The sequence below is a fragment of the Streptomyces sp. NPDC050988 genome, assembly GCF_044456225.1.
Lineage (GTDB): Bacteria > Actinomycetota > Actinomycetes > Streptomycetales > Streptomycetaceae > Streptomyces.
The window spans coordinates 707,362-724,244 of record NZ_JBITFQ010000002.1; the positions used below are offsets into that span (position 1 = coordinate 707,362).

At 69.7% G+C, this 16,883-nt stretch carries 15 protein-coding genes; 12 read left to right on the top strand and 3 right to left on the bottom strand.

Translation table 11 applies throughout. From position 1 onward, the window contains the following. Nucleotides 1-27: 27 nt before the first annotated feature. Nucleotides 28-1,014 (bottom strand): nitrogen assimilation transcriptional regulator NAC, encoded by a 987-nt coding sequence (gene nac / locus ACIBEI_RS07995; RefSeq protein ID WP_398886210.1) that lies wholly within the window; start codon nt 1,012-1,014, stop codon nt 28-30. Between the two features lie 311 nt (nt 1,015-1,325). Between nac and ACIBEI_RS08000 the strand changes: the two genes are divergently transcribed. The 9 genes from ACIBEI_RS08000 (at nt 1,326) to ACIBEI_RS08040 (ending at nt 9,178) form a co-directional block, all read left to right on the top strand. Next, nucleotides 1,326-2,108, top strand: a complete 783-nt coding sequence (locus ACIBEI_RS08000; protein WP_398886212.1) for a LamB/YcsF family protein — start codon at nt 1,326-1,328, stop codon at nt 2,106-2,108. A gap of 1 nt (nt 2,109) precedes the next feature. Further along, nucleotides 2,110-2,865 (top strand): allophanate hydrolase subunit 1, encoded by a 756-nt coding sequence (locus tag ACIBEI_RS08005; protein WP_398886214.1) that lies wholly within the window; start codon nt 2,110-2,112, stop codon nt 2,863-2,865. Then, on the top strand, nt 2,858-3,877 hold the full coding sequence (locus tag ACIBEI_RS08010; RefSeq protein ID WP_398886216.1) for a biotin-dependent carboxyltransferase family protein: 1,020 nt from the start codon (nt 2,858-2,860) through the stop codon (nt 3,875-3,877). The genes ACIBEI_RS08005 and ACIBEI_RS08010 overlap by 8 nt, the downstream gene beginning before the upstream one ends. A 102-nt stretch (nt 3,878-3,979) precedes the next feature. After that, nucleotides 3,980-5,218 carry an MFS transporter gene (locus tag ACIBEI_RS08015; RefSeq protein WP_398886218.1) on the top strand — a complete coding sequence of 413 codons (1,239 nt, stop codon included), beginning with the start codon at nt 3,980-3,982 and terminating at the stop codon, nt 5,216-5,218. 75 nt (nt 5,219-5,293) lie between these two features. Beyond that, a complete protein-coding gene (locus ACIBEI_RS08020; RefSeq protein ID WP_392784672.1) occupies nt 5,294-6,037 on the top strand; it encodes an SDR family oxidoreductase in 744 nt (247 codons plus the stop codon). A gap of 1 nt (nt 6,038) precedes the next feature. Beyond that, on the top strand, nt 6,039-7,271 hold the full coding sequence (locus ACIBEI_RS08025; protein ID WP_398886220.1) for an aspartate transaminase: 1,233 nt from the start codon (nt 6,039-6,041) through the stop codon (nt 7,269-7,271). A gap of 38 nt (nt 7,272-7,309) precedes the next feature. Then, nucleotides 7,310-7,984: a 4-carboxy-4-hydroxy-2-oxoadipate aldolase/oxaloacetate decarboxylase gene (locus tag ACIBEI_RS08030; RefSeq protein ID WP_266756136.1), complete on the top strand. Its 675-nt coding sequence runs from the start codon at nt 7,310-7,312 to the stop codon at nt 7,982-7,984. Nucleotides 7,985-8,568: 584 nt separating this feature from the next. Then, nucleotides 8,569-8,925: a PRC-barrel domain-containing protein gene (locus ACIBEI_RS08035; protein ID WP_398886222.1), complete on the top strand. Its 357-nt coding sequence runs from the start codon at nt 8,569-8,571 to the stop codon at nt 8,923-8,925. 82 nt (nt 8,926-9,007) lie between these two features. Then, nucleotides 9,008-9,178 carry a hypothetical protein gene (locus tag ACIBEI_RS08040; protein ID WP_398886224.1) on the top strand — a complete coding sequence of 57 codons (171 nt, stop codon included), beginning with the start codon at nt 9,008-9,010 and terminating at the stop codon, nt 9,176-9,178. 74 nt (nt 9,179-9,252) lie between these two features. Here ACIBEI_RS08040 and ACIBEI_RS08045 read toward each other — a convergent pair whose 3' ends face one another. Both ACIBEI_RS08045 and ACIBEI_RS08050 read right to left on the bottom strand, forming a co-directional pair. After that, the gene (locus tag ACIBEI_RS08045; RefSeq protein WP_398886226.1) at nt 9,253-10,335 is read right to left on the bottom strand and encodes a substrate-binding domain-containing protein; all 1,083 of its coding nucleotides are present in this window, start codon (nt 10,333-10,335) and stop codon (nt 9,253-9,255) included. Then, nucleotides 10,332-13,019 carry a SpoIIE family protein phosphatase gene (locus ACIBEI_RS08050; RefSeq protein WP_398886227.1) on the bottom strand — a complete coding sequence of 896 codons (2,688 nt, stop codon included), beginning with the start codon at nt 13,017-13,019 and terminating at the stop codon, nt 10,332-10,334. The genes ACIBEI_RS08045 and ACIBEI_RS08050 overlap by 4 nt, the downstream gene beginning before the upstream one ends. A gap of 436 nt (nt 13,020-13,455) precedes the next feature. On the opposite strand from ACIBEI_RS08050, the gene ACIBEI_RS08055 reads away from it, so the two are divergent. The 3 genes from ACIBEI_RS08055 to ACIBEI_RS08065 are packed head-to-tail and all read left to right on the top strand — an operon-like array spanning nt 13,456 to nt 16,646. Continuing rightward, complete coding sequence (locus ACIBEI_RS08055; protein WP_398886229.1) at nt 13,456-14,544, top strand: sugar ABC transporter substrate-binding protein; 1,089 nt, start codon at nt 13,456-13,458, stop codon at nt 14,542-14,544. Nucleotides 14,545-14,586: 42 nt separating this feature from the next. Next, on the top strand, nt 14,587-15,369 hold the full coding sequence (locus ACIBEI_RS08060) for an ATP-binding cassette domain-containing protein (RefSeq protein WP_398886231.1): 783 nt from the start codon (nt 14,587-14,589) through the stop codon (nt 15,367-15,369). Beyond that, entirely contained in the window at nt 15,363-16,646 is a 1,284-nt protein-coding gene (locus ACIBEI_RS08065) for a sugar ABC transporter permease (protein WP_398886233.1), read from the top strand. Before ACIBEI_RS08060 ends, ACIBEI_RS08065 begins: the two co-directional genes overlap by 7 nt. Nucleotides 16,647-16,883 lie beyond the last annotated feature (237 nt).

A 16,883-nucleotide genomic window follows, 5' to 3' on the forward strand; every position in this document is an offset into this window, starting at 1 on the left:
TGTGACGTCATCGAAAATCGGGATGCATTACTCCGACGATTCTGAAGACTCCAACGGCTTCGTAGACTCCATCGGCTTCTTAGACTCCATCGGCGCGTCCCCGAAGGCTGCGTCCTCATCGAATTCTGTGATCAATTCATGGAAGAGGTCGTGCACGGCGTGTGCGGGTTCCGACAGCGGCTGATGGTCGGAGGTGCACAGGGACAGTTTCACCGTGATCGCCGGATTGACGATCCGGCGTACCACGAGATTCCGTACGTCGAGGGTCGCGCGGGCGGCGGACCAGGGCAGGACCGTCGCTCCGACGTCGGCGCCCACCGCGCTGATCAGGGTCAGGACCGACTCGATCTCGCCGACCACCCTGGGTTCGAGCGACGCGTGCTGGAACGCGGCGTCGACGACCTGTCTGATGGTGTGGATGCGGCTGGGCAGCAGCAGCGGGACGCCGGCCAGCTCTTCGAGGGAGACGTCGCCGTCCCCGGAGGGCACCGATCCGCCCGGCGCCGCGATCAGGAACAGGTCCTCGGTGCGCAGCGGCTCGAACTGCACGCCCCGCAGCGGCCCGGCCCCGTAGATGAACGCCATGTCCATCCGGCCGGTCATGATCGCCTCGCTGATCACACCGCCGAAGTTCTCGTTGATGTGCAGCAGGATGTCCGGGTAGCGCTCGCGCACGCTCCTGAGCAGGGGCAGCGCGAGCGCCGCGCCCATGCTGTAGGGGGCGAGGCCCACCGAGACGCTGCCCGCGGGCGCCCGTCCGGAGATGTCGACCGCCGCGTGGGCGAGGTCGATCTGGCGCAGGATGAGCTGCGCGTGCCGGTACAGCGCGCGGCCCGCCTCGGTCGGGGCCACACCGCGTTTGCTGCGGATCAGCAGCTGCTGTTTGAACTGGGCCTCCAGCGCCGAGAGTTGCTGGCTCAGCGCGGGCTGCGCGATGTGCAGGATGTCCGCCGCGCGCGTGATGCTCCCGGCATCCACGATCTTCACGAACGAGTAGAGACGCCTGGTGTCCATGTGCGGCCTTCCAGCGGGGGCGGAGCCTCATGGTAGGCGCGGGGCCGCCGGACGGACCTTTGCGCGTGCGCTCGACGTCATATCCAACGGCGATCGCGTCACGCACAACGCGTATTTGCCGCCTCCTCGCGTTCGGACTACGTTCACCGAAACGCGATTTCCAGGTCGCTCGAACGAACGGCTCGCGTATCTCACAGGAATTGTAACGGGCTAGTTAATTCCTCTTCTCGGGCGGCGCACCGGCCCCGTCCGCGGAGCGCCGGAACGACATTGCGGCGCCGCTGTTTTTCTTATTCTGTCCGGAGGATGTCATGACGCACAGGGTTGATCTCGTGGCCGACCTCGGCGAGGGGTTCGGCGCCTACACGATGGGCGACGACGAGGCCCTCCTCGATGTGCTGACATCGGCGAACATCGCCTGCGGATTCCACGCGGGCGATCCCCGGATCATGGACGCCACCGTCCGCCACTGCGTGCGGCGCGGCGTGGCCGTGGGCGCGCATCCCAGCTTTCCCGATCTCGTCGGGTTCGGCCGCCGCGCGATGGATCTGACACCGGACGAGGTCCGCACCGACGTGCTCTACCAGGTCGGCGCGCTCCAGGCGTTCGCCGTGGCACACGGCACCCGCGTACGGCATGTGGCACCGCACGGCCGACTGGGCAACCTGGTGGCGACCCGGCCCGACTACGCGGCGGCCGTCGCGGACGCGGTCGCCTCCCTCGACCCGTCGCTGATCGTCCTGGCGCAGGACGGCGAGCTCGCCGACGCCGCACGCGCCTGCGGCCTGCGGGTGGGCATCGTCGGGATCGCCGACCGGGCCTATCGCGACGACGGCACGCTGGTGCCGCGGAGCGAGCCGGGCGCGGTCATCCACGAGGAGAAGGAGATCGCCGAGCGGACGATCCGCATGGTGACCGAGGGCGTCATACGCAGTGTCGGCGGGCGTGACATCCCCGTCGACTGCGACACCGTGCTGCTGCACGGAGACACCCCGGGCGCGATCTCCCTGGCCCACCGCGTGCGCCAGGACCTGCTCGCCGCCGACGTCGAGATCACGGCCCTTGCCGACGTGCTCGACGGAAAGGCCGCCTGACATGAGTGGCAGCGCCGACATCGTGGACAGCGCCGACACCGCGCGCGGCAGCGTCGTGATCGTGGACTGCGGCGACTCGGCCGTCGTGGCCAAGGCCGTCGGTATGGACGCCGAGCGCGCCTGGCAGACCGTGCACGCCCTCGCCGACGCCTTCGGCGCGGTACGGCTCGACGGGGTGCACGGCCTCGTGCCCACCTACGACTCGCTGCTCGTCGAGTTCGACTGCGCGGACACCGATCACGAGACGGTGCGGCGCGTGCTGCGGCACGAGGCGGACCGGCTCGGCGAGGGTCCGGTGACGCCGCCCGCGGCACGGCGTTTCGTCGTCCCGGTGGTCTACGGCGGCGAGTTCGGACCCGATCTGCCCGTCGTCGCCGACCAGCTGGGGCTGAGCGAGCGCGAGGTGGTGGAGCTGCACTCCGCCGCGGACCTCACCGTCCGCTGCCTCGGCGCACCGGCCGGCGCCCCGATGATGGACGGTCCGGCGTTCCCCCGGCCCGTACCGCGACTGTCCTCGCCCCGCACCCGGGTGCTGCCCGGCTCGGTCGCGGTGGCCGGGCGGCAGGCCGTGATCTGCCCGATGCCGTCCCCCGGCGGCTGGCCGCTGCTCGGCCGCACTCCCCTGCGCGTCCTGGAGGACCTCGACGCCGACCCGCTGACCGCCTACCGGCCCGGCGACACCTTCCGCTTCGTACCCATCACGCCCGAGCAGTGGGACGACCACGCGGGCCGCTCCCTGGCGGTGTCGCATGGCTGACACCCTGGACATCCTCCGAGCCGGGATGGCGACCGTGCAGGATCTGGGCCGGTTCGGCCGCTCCCGCTACGGGCTGCCGGTGAACGGCGCGCTCGACCAGCACTCCGCCCGCGTCGCCAACGTGCTCTGCGGCAACGACGAGGGCGCGCCGCTGCTGGAGATCACCGCCCTGGACTTCAGCTGCACGCCGTCGACCGACGTACTCGTGGCGGTGACCGGCGCGCCCGCGGACCTGACCGTCGACGGCGTCGTACGACCGCAGTGGGAGCCCCTCTCCGTGCGTTCCGGCGAGACGATCCGCATCGGCGGCATCCGGAGCGGCATCCGGGTCTACCTGGCCGTGCTGGGCTCGTTCAACACCCCTTATCTGCAAGGCAGTTGTGCCCCCGACACCATCCTCGGCTTCGGCCACTCGCTGCGCGACGGGGACGAGCTCGGCCTCCAGCGGCACTGTCCGCCCGTCGACCACCCTGAGTACCGCATCCCGCTGTTCCGGCTGCGGGCACCGGTGCCCCGCTTCCCCGTGACCCGCCTGCCGTCGCCGTGGACGATCGACGTGACCGACGGCCCCGACCTCGCCGAGTTCGGTGACACGGCGGACCGGCTGTTCCGGTCGGAGTTCACCGTGAGCCCGCAGAGCAACCACATCGGCCTGCGGATGGCCGGTGACGTGCCCCGTCGCGTGGCGACCGGCGAGGTGCTCTCGCGCGGTGTCCCCGTCGGAGCCGTCGAGGTCCCCGCGGGCGACGAGCTGCTCGTCCTGCACCGCGGCCGCGGCGTCACCGCCGGCTATCCGGTACTGGCCGTCGTGACCGCGACCGGCCTGTCCGCGCTCGGCCAGGTCGGACCGGGCCAGACCGTCCGTTTCCGGCGCCGGACCGTCGCCGAGGCGGTGGCCGCCCACCGCTCCCAGCGAAGCGCCGTCCAGGCCCTCCAGAACCGGGTGCGCACCGTCTTCGACGCCCTGCGCATCCCCTCAAGCCCCGCACGCACCGTCCCCGTCTCCCCGTAACCTGCCAGCAGACAGGAGAACGTCATGAGTACCGTGGCCGCTCAGCCGGTGCCAAACACCGTCGATCCGAAAACCGCGCGAAAGGTAACCCTCGCCGGGTGCGTGGGTATCTTCGCCGAGCTCTACGACAACGGAATCTTCGGCTTCATGGCGGGCACCCTGGCCGTCGTGTTCTTCCCGAACGCGGACAACGCGACCGCCGTCCAGTTCGTCTTCCTCGGCTACGCCGTCTCGTTCTTCTTCCGCCCCCTCGGCGCGATCATCTGCGGCCACCTCGGCGACCGCATCGGACGACAGCGCATGCTCGTCTTCGTCATCATGCTGATCAGCGTCGCGACCGCGGCGATCGGCGTCCTGCCGACGTACGCGAGCATCGGCATCGCGGCTCCCGCCCTGCTCATCCTGTTGCGTGTCGCACAGGGCTTCTCGGTCGGCGGCGAGGCCTCCGGCGCGATGAGCTTCCTCGCCGAGCACGCCCCCGAGGGCAAGCGCGGCCTCTACACGAGTTACGCCCAGATCGCCTCGTTCCTCTCCCTGCTCACCGGAACGCTGATCGCCGCGGCCATGACCAGCGGCCTCGGCCAGGACCGTATGGAGTCGTGGGGCTGGCGCATCCCGTTCCTGCTCGCCGTGCCGCTCGGCATCACCGGTATCTACATCCGCAAGCGGATCAGCGACACCCCCAACTTCAATCGGCTCAAGGAAGAGGGCGGGCTGTCGAAGAACCCTCTCAAGGAGGCCTTCACCTCTGCCGAACACCGGCGGGCCATGCTCCTCGCCCTGTTCATCCCGCTCATGAACGGCTCCGGCTACTACGTCCTGTTCAGCTACATGCCGACGTTCATGAACACCGAGCTCAACTTCAGCAAGGTGCAGGGCCTGCTCGTCACCGCGACCAGCCTGGTGGCCATCTCGATCGCCATCCCGTACATGGGCGGCCTCTCCGACCGCATCGGGCGCAAGAAGGTCCTCGCGGGCGCCGCTGTCGCCATGGCCATCGCCGGCATTCCCTGTTACCTGCTCATCGGCACCGGCAGCGTCCCGCTCGCCATCCTGGGCGCCTCCATCATGGCGGTCATCTTCGCCGGGCACACCGGCGTCATCCACATCCTGCTCGTCGAGCTGTTCCCCACCCGCGTGCGCTACTCCGCCTACGGGCTCGGCTACAACGTCTCGGCCGCCCTCTTCGGCGGTACCGCTCCCCTGCTGATGACGTACCTCATCAACAAGACCGGCAACGTCAACATGCCCGCCTTCTACGCGGTCGTCACCGCGCTCGGCACGCTCATCGCCGTGTCCCGGGTCAAGGACAGGGCACACCTGCCGCTGCGCGACGCGTAGCCCGGCCGAACGCCCTCACCCCCCACTCTCTTTCACCCCCCACCTCTCTCCAGAGACCTCTAGGAGCGCATCCACATGCCCTTTTCCGACTACAACACCGCCCTGGTGACAGGAGCCTCCACCGGAATCGGAGCCGTGGTCGTCGAGCGGCTTACCAAGCAGGGGCTCGAAGTCCACGCCGTCGCCCGTAACGCCGAGCGGCTCGACGACCTCGCCCGGCGTACGGGCTGCATCCCGCACGCCGTCGACATCACCGACACCGCCGCCCTCACCGAGACCCTGCGGGGCATCGAGGTCGACGTCCTGGTCAACAACGCCGGGGTCTCCCGCACCGGGAACATCCTCTCCGCCGACGAGTTCGCCGTGGACGAGCAGATCGCGGTCAACCTCCAGGCCGTACTGCACCTCGTACGCCTGATCATGCCCGGGATGGTCGAGCGCGACCTCGGGCACATCGTCAACATCAGCTCGATCGCCGGCGTCTACAACTTCGGCGGGAACACCGTCTACCACGCCACCAAGGCGGCCGTGCACACCCTCTCCCGACAGCTGCGCGTCGACGGCTACGGCCGCCGGATCCGGGTCACCGAGATCTGCCCCGGCCGGGTGGAGACGGAGATCTTCGGTCGGCTCCTCGGCGACATGGAGGAGGCCCAGAAGCAGTTCTACGACGGCTACGAGTCGCTCAAGCCGGAGGACATCGCGGACGCCATCGAGTTCGCCGTCGGCTCGCCGCGCCACGTGAACATCGGCCATGTCGAGATCCTGCCGACGTTCCAGGTGCCGGGTGGTCTGAACTTCGAGAGGCGGACCGACTGACATGGCGACCTCCACAACCGCCTTGACGGCCCTGCGCGTTCAGCGCATCAAGCCCTCACCTAGCACCGCGGCCGCCCAGCGCGTCCGCGAGTTGAAGGCACAGGGACTCGCCATCCTCGACCTCACCGTGGGCGAGCCCGACTTCGACACCCCCGAGCATGTGAAGGCCGCCGCGGTCGAGGCGATCCGGCGGGGCGACACGAAGTACACCCCGGTCAACGGCACCCCCCAACTGCGGGCCGCCATCGCCCAGAAGCTGGAGCAGCGGCACGGGCTGCGCTACTCCGCCGACCGGATCGCCGTCGGCGGAGGGGCGAAGCAGGTCATCTTCCTCGCGCTGATGGCCACGCTGGACACGGGCGACGAGGTGATCGTCCCCGCTCCCTACTGGGTGTCCTATCCGGACATGGTCCTCGCCAACGACGGCACACCGGTCGTCGTGCCCTGCCCGGAGTCGGAGGGCTTCAAGCTGACTCCGCGGCGGCTGGAGTCGGCGATCACCGACCGGACGCGCTGGGTGATCCTCAACGCCCCGAGCAACCCCACGGGCGCCGCGTACACGGTCGACGAACTCCGCGCCCTGGCCGACGTGTTGCTCGACCACCCGCACGTCCAGGTCCTGACCGACGAGATCTACGACGAGATCTGGTTCGAGCCGGGTCAGGTCCCCAGCCTCGCCACCGTCGAACCACGCCTGACCGACCGGGTGTTCCTCACCAACGGTGTCTCGAAGGCCTACGCGATGACCGGCTGGCGGATCGGCTACGGCGCCGGTTCCGCCGCGCTGGTGGCGGCCGTCAACACCCTGCAGTCGCAGATCTCGTCCTGCCCGTCGTCGATCAGCCAGGCCGCCGCGACCGCCGCCCTCACCGGCGACCAGGACTTCGTACGCGACTGTGTGGCCGTCTACCGCGGCCGCCGCGACGTGACGGTGAAGCTGATCGACGACATCCCCGGTCTGTCCTGCACGCCGCCCAGCGGCGGCTTCTACGCCTTCGTGAACTGCACGGGCCTACTGGGGAAGCGGACTCCCTCGGGTGAAGTGATCGGCTCGGACGAGGACTTCGCCGGCTATCTGCTGGAGTCGCAGCAGGTGGCGGTCATCCACGGGGCCGCGTACGGATCACCCGGCTACTTCCGGATCTCCTTCGCGACCTCGACCGACGTCCTCACCGAGGCCTGCGAGCGGATCGGCCGCGCCTGCGCGGACCTGTCCCCGGCCGACCCCTCCTGAAGACCTGCCCGCCCCTCCTGAAGACCCGAAGGAGCGTCATGATCCGCGTCAACACAAAGTTCGACCGGCCCGATCCGGACCTGGTCGAGCAGCTGAGCAAGTACTCCGCCGCCACAATCCACGAAGCGCAGGGCCGCCTGGGGGCCCTCGACTCGACCATCAAGCCGGTCGACCCCGCGATGTCGCTGTGCGGCCCCGCGTTCACCGTGCGCTGCGCTCCTCGCGACAACATCATGTTGCAGGTCGCCATCGCCCACGCCCAGCCAGGTGACGTCATCGTGGTCTCCGCCGGCGAGTACGCCGAGGCGGGCTCCTTCGGCGACGTACTGGCCAACGCGTGTGTCGCCAAGGGCCTGGGCGGCCTTGTCACCGACACGGGTGTCCGGGACACGCGGGAACTCCGCGAACTCGGCTTCCCTGTCTTCTCGTACAGCGTGTGCATGAAGGGCACCGTCAAGGAGACCGTGGGGCCGATGGCCGAACCGGTGCTGATCGGGGGCGAGATCGTCCATCCCGGCGACGTCGTGCGCGCCGACGCCGACGGAGTGGTGGTCGTACGGCGCGACGACGTGGCGGACGTCGTTCGCAAGTCCCAGGAACGGGTCGAGGCCGAGGACGCCTACATCGCGGCCTACCGCTCCGGAAAGAGCGTCATCGAGGTCAGCAACCTCGCCGCCGTACTCGAAGCGAAGGGGCTCGTCATCGACGCGTAGCCACCCGTCTCAGCCGCTGTGCCTGGACACGGTCCGTGAGGCCCGCCGGAGGAGTGGGCTGCGGTTACCGAGAGTATTTCGCGCACCTGCCTCCATGCTCGTGTCGTTCTCGGCGCTTGACCACACCGGTACCGGTTCCGACCGCTCCGGAGCAGGGAACTCGCCCGCCGGCTGCACGGCCCAACGGCCCGAGTAACCCGACCGGCCAGGAATCGTGGATGTGTTTGGGATCCGTCGACACGGCTACTCAGCAGGGGTGTCCGACGGCCGGCCCGGATGAAGGGCACCGGAGAGTTGAGTTCGCAGCTCCCGGTGCCATCCGCTGGAGTCGGCCACGAGGAGGACGAGAAACAGGACGAACGCGGTGGACCTCCAGGGAGAGCGCGTTCCATGCAGGACTCGTAAATGTCCGCCCCGCACAGACCGTAGTAAAATAGTTGCGGATGGTGCACTCTCACGTGCATCCACCCGGAAGGGCGGCTCCGGCGTGATCGCGTCGGGGTCGTTGCCTCGGCCGATGCCGGTCGTGGTCTTCCGTGGAGCAGCCGACGCCGGGCAGGCGCCTCGCTCAGAGGGGAAGCGGCATGATCCAGGCAGCCGACATCCGAGAATGGCGCAACCAGGACGTCGTCGACCCGAAAGGGCACAGGATCGGCGTGCTCGAAGCGGTCTACGTGGACACCGCCACCGACGAACCGGCCGTGGCCACCGTCCGGACGGGACTGCCAACCCGGCAGCGTCTGGTCTTCGTCCCCCTCGACGAGACGACCCTCGGGCCGGGCTACCTCAAGGTCTCATACACCAAGAGCCTGGTGAAGAAGGCTCCTTCGATCGGCACGGACGACATTCTGCCCGCCGAGCAGGAGGAAGAGATCTTCCACTACTACGGCATCGCCTACAAGCCGGGCGCCAACGGCGAGCGGCAGCTCGCGCGCCGCTGAGACGGCGGACCGCTCGACGGATCGAAGAGACTCGACAGGACTCGACGGGGCCCGAAGGGACTCGAAGGGAGGTGGGCGGGAGATGGTGCTCTTCCTGCTGCTGGTACTCGCCGCGGTCATCCTGGGGATCATCGGCGTGGCAGCGGACGGCCTCGGCTACCTGCTGGTCATCGGCATCATGCTCCTGGCGGCCGATGTGATCGTCGCCGCCTTCCGCTGGTCCCAGCGCGCCAAGCGGCGTCCCGTTCGCTGACCGGACCGGAGCCGGGCCGTTCCGCGTACGGGATCGGATCTCCCCGCGCCCGCCCCTCCGAGCCCCTGCCCCCCTTACGGGGACAGCCCTGCCTTCTCGCACGCGCGCCGGAGTTCCGGAGTGCAGATCTGGTCGACGGTGTACACGCCGCCCTTGACGAGTGTCTGCTCGATGTTGTCGACCGTCACCGCACTCGGAGTGAGAAGGACGGACGGGACGTCCTCGGTGGTGGGACTGTCGGTCGACGTGGTGGCGACGTCGTCGAGACCCTCGCCGCGCGCCAGGGCGACGGCCATGGCGGCGGCCGCGTCGGCCTCGGCCGCGAAGGGCTTGTACACCGTCATGTACTGCTCGCCCCTGAGGATGCGCCGCACGGCCTCTATGTCGGCGTCCTGGCCGGTGATGGGAGGCAGCTTCCTGACTCCGGCGCTCTTGAAGGCGGCGATGGCACCAGCGGCGATGGAGTCGTTGGCCGCCAGGACGCCGTCGATCCGGTCGGGGCCGAGAGCCGCGATGGCGGCGGACATGCTGGTGTGGGCGTTGTCCTTGCTCCAGCCCAGGATGTCGTACGACCTGCTGATCGTCACCTTGCCTGTGATGGCGGACCGGGTCCCCCGCTTGTACCAGGCCGCGTTGGGACTGGTCGGATCACCGTTCAGCATGACGATGTTCTCGCCCTTCCCCCTGTCTTCCATGGCCTTCAGGAGAGCCTCGCCCTGGAGCCTGCCGACCTGTGCGCCGTCGACGGTGACGTAGCCGGAGATCGGGCCCTCGGCGAGCCGGTCGTAGGCGACGACCGGGACATCCGCCCTGCGCGCCTCCTGGATGGAGGAGCGGACCGCCCTGGTGTCGGCGGCGTCGAGGATCAGGACCTCGACCCCCTTGGTGATCATGGACATCAGCTGTTGCCGCTGCCTCGCCGCGTCGTTCTCGGCGTTGACGTACTCCATGGTGCAGCGGGGGCACAGCTCTTTGAGGCGCTGCTCGATGAGGGGCTTGTCGGAGTGCTCCCAGCGGGGGACCGCCCGGCTCGGGAGCAGCAGACCGACGGTGAAGCCGTCCGCGTCCGCCACGTCGTCTCCTCCACAGGCGGCCAGGGACATCGCCATGAGCCCGGCGACGAGCGCCGCGACGAAACGCCTCGTACGCGTTCTCATGGCACGGCCCCTTGTTCCGTCCCGGGCTCCTGTCCCGCCCCGGGCTCCGGGTCCGCGGGAGTCGGCTCGTGCGGCGGCACGACGACCTCGCTCCACACCTGCTTGCCGTCGGCGACCGGCATCGAACCGAAGGCCTCCGACATCGCCTCGACCAGGAGCAGGCCGCGGCCGCCGGTCGACTCCCAGTCCACGCTCACCGGCTTGGCGGGCGCACGCGGCGAGGAGTCGGTCACGCAGACCCGGAGCCGGTCCCCGCGGAGCATCAGATCGACGCGGACCGGTCCCTGGGTGTGCACGAGGGCATTGGTGACGAGTTCGGAGACGACCAGCAGCACCGAGTCGGCGACGTCCTCGACCCGCCACTTGCGCAGCGTGCGCGCGGTGAACCGGCGGGCGTGCATGACGGCGTCGGGCAGCCGCCACACCGCCCAACCGGCCCGGATCGGCCGGGACTTCATACCGTCGTAGCGGAGCAGCAGCAGCGCCACGTCGTCCTCGCGACGGTCGACACCGCCGAGCAGCTCGTCGGCCATCCGCCCCGGATCCGCGGGATCGGCGGCGGCGAGCGCGCCGCGTGTGCGCCGCATGCCTTCGTCCAGAGGCAGATCGGCGGCCTCGACCAGCCCGTCGGTGACCAGGGCGAGCACCGTGCCAGGGGTCAACGCGACGGTGGTCATGGGGAATTCGGCCTCCGCGAGAATGCCCAGCGGGAGCCCGCCCTCGACCTGCACCTCCTCGGTCCTGCCGTCGGGATGGCGTATCAACGGTGCGAGGTGCCCGGCCCGGACGAAGAGGGTGTTGCCCTCCTCCAGGTCCAGTTCGACGTAGCAGCAGGTGGCGAACAGATCGGTCTCCATGCCGACGAGGAGCCGGTTGGCGCGTGAGACGACCACGTCGGGCGGATGGCCCTCGACCGCGTACGCCCTGACCGCGGTGCGCATCTGACCCATGATCGTCGCGGCTCCGGCGCTGTGGCCCTGCACGTCTCCGATGACCAGCGCCACCCGGTCCTCCGACAGGGCGATGACGTCGTACCAGTCACCGCCCACCTGCAGCCCTCGCCGGGCGGGCAGATAGCGGGCGACAGCCGTCCCGCCGGGCAGCTCCGGGAGGCGCCGGGGCAGCAGACTGCGCTGCAGCATCGTCGCGAGCTCCTGCTCGGCGTCGTGTGCGTGCGCGCGGTTGAGCGCCTGGCCGACCAGCGCCGCGGTGGCGGTGAACAGGGACCGCTCCTCGGGGACGAAGTCGTGGGGCTCGTCCCAGCCGACCAGGCACACACCCGCGACCCGGCCCTTGGCGGGAAGCGGCAGCACGGCCAGCCCGCCGGCACCGACGCCCGCGAGTCCGGGTTCGAGAGCCGTGCCGGCGGACCACAGGTTCATCCGTCCGTCCCGCAGCGCCAGTTGCAGGGTGGGCAGGGCGCTGACCGGTGCGTCGGGCCACTCCGAACGCCACTCGGAACGCCATGTCTCCGGCCAGGCCGCGGGCTGAGGCGGATCGAGCACGGTGACCACGAGCCGGTCGTCCCGCAACTCGGCGAGTGCCACCCGGTCGGCGCCCAGCGGCTCGCGCAGGGCGCCGACCACCACCCGGCCGACGTCACGGACCGTTGTCGCGTCGTCGAGTGCGGCGGTCAGCCACTGGATCCTGGACACGTCGTCGGCGCTCTGCCGCAGGACCGAGGTCGCCGTCACCACGCCCAGCACCTGCTCCGGACACTCGTCGGTGCTCGCCACTACCCGGCAGGTCAGGCTCAGCCAGCGCATCCCACCGGTGGGGCGGCGGATACGAAACTCCAGCTCCCGGCGGCCGAACGCCTCCGTGGACGGCTCCAGTACCGAGATCAGCGCGTGCATGTCCTCCGGGAGCGCGTGCGCGAGCAGGGTGTCCACCTTGCCGTCGAAGTCGTCCGGTGTGATGCCGACCAGATCGAGCAGAGCCTCGTCCGCCTCGATCAGACCGGTGTCCGGCATCAGGACGAACGAGCCGACGCCCAGACTCCGCAGGGCGGTACTCAGCAGCGAGGTGGGCACGGGGCCGTCGGCCGTAGGGCGGAGCATGCCTGTGATCGCGTCTGCGTACTGCTCCAGGAAGCGCCGCTGCTCGGCCTCGAAACCGACCGGGGACGCTCCCACGACGACGAGACAGCCCAGCCGCCTGCCCTCCGTCCCGAGCGGGAGGGCGGCGAGCGGTGCCTCTGTCGGCGGTGCTTCTGTCGGCGGCTCCTGGGCCTGCCGCGCCTGTGCCTGGGGCAGCCGTGCCGACGACGGCGTCGGACCGCCCCGGGAAAGCCCGCCCCCGGTATCCCGTCCCTCGGAAAACCGGCCTTCGGGGCGCCGGCCTTCGGAGTCCCGGCCCTCCGAGCGGGTGGCGAGGTCCGCGAGGTCCAGCCACAGCGGCCGGTCGGTGCGGAAGGCGTGCGCCGCCGGCGAGTCACCGGACAGGGGCAGACGTTCCGGTGGCAGGTACTGGGACGTGCCGCGTCCGGCCGTCTCCACCAGCCGGAGATCGCCGTTCCCGGCATCGGGGACATAGACCGCTGCCAACGCCACTCCGGCGAAGGCCAGGGGCCTGTCGCTCGCGGCGGCCTCCGGCAGAGGCGGCCGTGAACCGTTGTCGTCGGCGCCGGCCCGGGACTCCCGCGGCTCCGAGACTCCGGCCAGGGCGCGGCCGTCATGATGCATGTCCGCGACCTACCTCCGGTCCATGCGGCAGGTGCCGCTGGGTTGAGATCGGGCGCCCACCTACCAGAATCGCATATCGGGACTAACCCGACAGATCCAGTTGATCGCCGTCAGTGGCAGACCGCCTCACCGGCGCCCGCACCGGCCATGAGAAATCGTCTCGACGCCCGCCGTACAGCCGCTTTCGCGCAGTGTCCGGCGCCCGTCGCCGACGACAGGAGCCGGACCGCTGCGACCGACGGCCGGAGCCGGGCCGCTGCGTTCGCAGATCACCACGGCCGGTGCCACAGTTGAGACGTGTTCGTCTTGCCACGCCGATCACACGCCAGCCCTTGACGCCACGGCACGCCCGGATCCCCTGACCGTCTCAGGCCGGGCGCGGAGAACCGTGAGCGCCCCTCGTCACGCGAGGTGAAGGACAAGGGAGGTCTTTCACATGAAGGCCTGCATCCGGGGCGCGGCCGCCGTCGTGACCGTGATCTCGACGGTTGTCGCCCTTGAGGCCTGCGGGCAGGACGCCGAGGACAACTCCGACACCGGGAACACGCTGAGCATCGGCGTGCTGCTTCCGGACTCCACCACGGCCCGCTGGGAGACACAGGACCGGCCCCTGCTCCAGCAGAGGATCACGGAGCTGTGCGAGGAGTGCGTGGTCGAGAACGCCAACGCCAAGGGCGATGTGGCCATCCAGCAGGAACAGATGGACTCGATGCTCACCAAGGGGATCGACGCCATCGTCCTCGTGGCCGTGGACGCCACATCGCTCCGCCCCGCGGTCAGGAAGGCGGATGAGGCGGGCGTCCCGGTCATCGCCTACGACCGCCTCGCCGAGGGCCCGATCGCGGGCTATGCCTCCTTCGACGGCGAGGAGGTCGGCAGACTCCAGGGCAGGGCGCTGCTCACAGCGATGGGCGACAGGGCGCCCGACGACCAGATCGTCATGATGAACGGCGATCCCACCGACCCCAACGCGGTGTCGTTCAAGAAGGGCGCGCTGTCCGTGCTTCAAGGGCGGGTGAAGATCGGCAAGGCATACGACACCACCCAGTGGAGGACGGAGACCGCGCACATGAACATGTCCGCCGCGATCGCGGCCCTCGGGGTCGAGAACATCGACGGGGTGTACGCGGCCAACGACGGCCTGGCCGCCGGCTGTATCGCCGCCCTCAAGGCGAACAAGGTCGCCCCGCTGCCCCCGGTCACCGGGCAGGACGCCGAGCTCGGAGCCGTACGGCGCATCGTCGGCGGCGAGCAGTACATGACCGTCTACAAGCCCTTCCTGCCCGAGGCTTCGGCCGGGGCCGCCATGGCCGTGGCCGCGGCCCGCGACGAAAGCCTCGACCGGGTCGCCAAGGGCGAGGTGACACCCCGTGGCGGGCACACGGTTCCGGCCGTCCTGCTCACCCCCGTGTCCGTGACGGTCGACACCATCAAGGACACCTTGGTGAAGGACGGTACCTACACGGTCGAGCAGATCTGCACCCCCCAACTCGGGGCCGCCTGCGCCAGGGCCGGACTCACCTGACAAGCAGGTTCCGACCAGGTCCGGCCCGCCCCCGGGAAGGAGATGGTTTCCGTGACGGGTCCCCCGTTGCTGGCACTGCGCGGCGTGTGCAAACGCTTCGGTGTCATCGAGGTCCTCGACGACATCGAGCTGGAGATCCACGCCGGACAGGTCGTCGCTCTGCTGGGCGACAACGGGGCGGGCAAGTCCACCCTGGTCAAGGTGATCTCCGGGGTCTCCCCCGCGGACAGGGGCTCCATCGAGTGGGAGGGCCGTGCGGTCCACATCAGGCGTCCCCACGACGCCCGGGACCTCGGCATCGCCGCCGTCTACCAGGACCTCGCTCTGTGCGGAAACCTCGACGTCGTCGGCAATCTGTTCCTCGGGCAGGAGATCCGCAGGCTCGGGTTCCTCGACGAGGTGGAGATGGAGCGCCGCACCCGAGGCCTGCTGGACCGTCTGACCCGGGGCATCCCCGATCTGCGCGCCCCCGTCGTCTCGCTGTCCAGCGGTCAGCGGCAGACGGTCGCCATCGCTCGTTCGCTGCTCGGCGACCCGCGAGTTCTCCTCCTGGACGAACCGACCGCGGCGCTGGGATTCGAGCAGACCAGCGAGGTCCTGGACCTCGTCGACCAGTTGCGTGACCGTGGCCTCGGCGTCCTGCTCATCAGTCACAACATGGGGGACATCAAGGCGCTCGCGGACCGGGCGGCCGTCCTGCGACTGGGCCGCAACAACGGCTTCTTCGACGTGAACACCGCGTCCCAGGAACAGATCATCTCCTCCATCACCGGCGCCACGGAGAACGAGCCCCGCCGGACGGCCTCCCAGGAGGCGGGATGGTGAAAGGGATGCGCGACAGCGCGGACACGACACGGTCCGAGCCGCCCGCACCGGGCGCCGGGGCCGGCCGGCCGCACCGCGGGCGGGCCGTCGCCCGTGCCGCGGAGAGGGGGATCGCCTTCTTCCGGCGCAAGCTGCGCGCCGGCGAACTGGGCTCGCTCCCCGTCGTCCTCGTCCTCGCCGCGGTCTGGATCACCTTCCAGTCGCTCAACTCGAACTTCCTGTCCCCACGGAACCTGTCCAACCTCAGCGTGGACATCGTGGGTACGGGTCTGATCGCGGTCGGCATCGTCTTCGTACTGCTGCTCGGTGAACTCGATCTGTCGGTCGGCTCGATCAGCGGTCTCGCGGCGGCGGCCTTCGCCGTGCTGAACGTCAACCACGGCGTGCCGGAGTGGCTCGCCGTCATCATCGCGGTGCTCGCGGGAACCCTGGCGGGAACCGTCCAGGGCTTCTCCGTGGCCAGGACCCGGGTGCCTGCGTTCGTCGTCACCCTCGCCGGGCTGCTCACCTGGAACGGCCTCATGCTCTACATCCTCGGGACCAGCGGCACCGTCAACCTCGACGAGAACGGGCTGGTCGCCAAGTTGACCAGTTACTACTTCACCAACGACGCCGCGGCCTACGGTCTGGCGACGGTCGCGGCGGGCGTGGTCTTCCTGGTGTCCTACCAGGACATGCGGCGGCGCAAGGCCGTCGGTATGCCGCACCGCTCGCTCCGGGGGATCACGGTGCGCACGGGAGTGGTCGCGGTGGTGGCGTTCACCGCCGCGTATCTGCTCAACCGTTTCCAGGGGCTGCCGCTCGCACTCCTGATCTTCCTCGTGGTGGTGGCCGGCCTCGACCTCGTTCTCCGCCGTACGCACTACGGGCGACAGGTCTACGCGCTGGGCGGCAGCATGGAGGCGGCCCGGCGCGCCAGCCTCAGTGTGACGCGGGTGCAGACCGCGGTGCTCGCGGTCTCAGGCACCATGGCCGCGATCGGCGGCCTGTTCCTGGCCTCGCGCATCACCTCGGTGAGCCAGGGTTCGGGATCAGGCGTTCTGCTGGTCAACGCCATCGCGGCGGCCGTCATCGGCGGCACCAGCCTGTTCGGCGGACGCGGCACCACCTGGTCCGCGGTGCTCGGCATGCTGATCATCCAGTCGATCGCCTCGGGCATGGCGATCACGGACACCCCGACGGCCGTCCAGTTCATCATCACGGGCGGGGTGCTCTTCGCCGCGGTGCTCATCGACTCGCTGTCGCGACGCTCCCAGCAGGCCCGCGGACGGGCTTGACAGTCTCGTACGCATCCGCCGCGACCACCCGGAAGACCGTCCGGGCGGTATCTATCTGAAACGTCAAGTAATGGCCATAGGTTGCTCGGTTGCGTACACCAACTGTCCCTCCAGCACCTACTCTCGCCCCAAGTCCATTCGACGATGAACAGGCGAGCTGAGAGCAATGGAGCCACTTCGTCCCACGGATCCGGAGCACTTGGGACCGTACCGTCCTGTCGCGCGACTCGGCGCCGG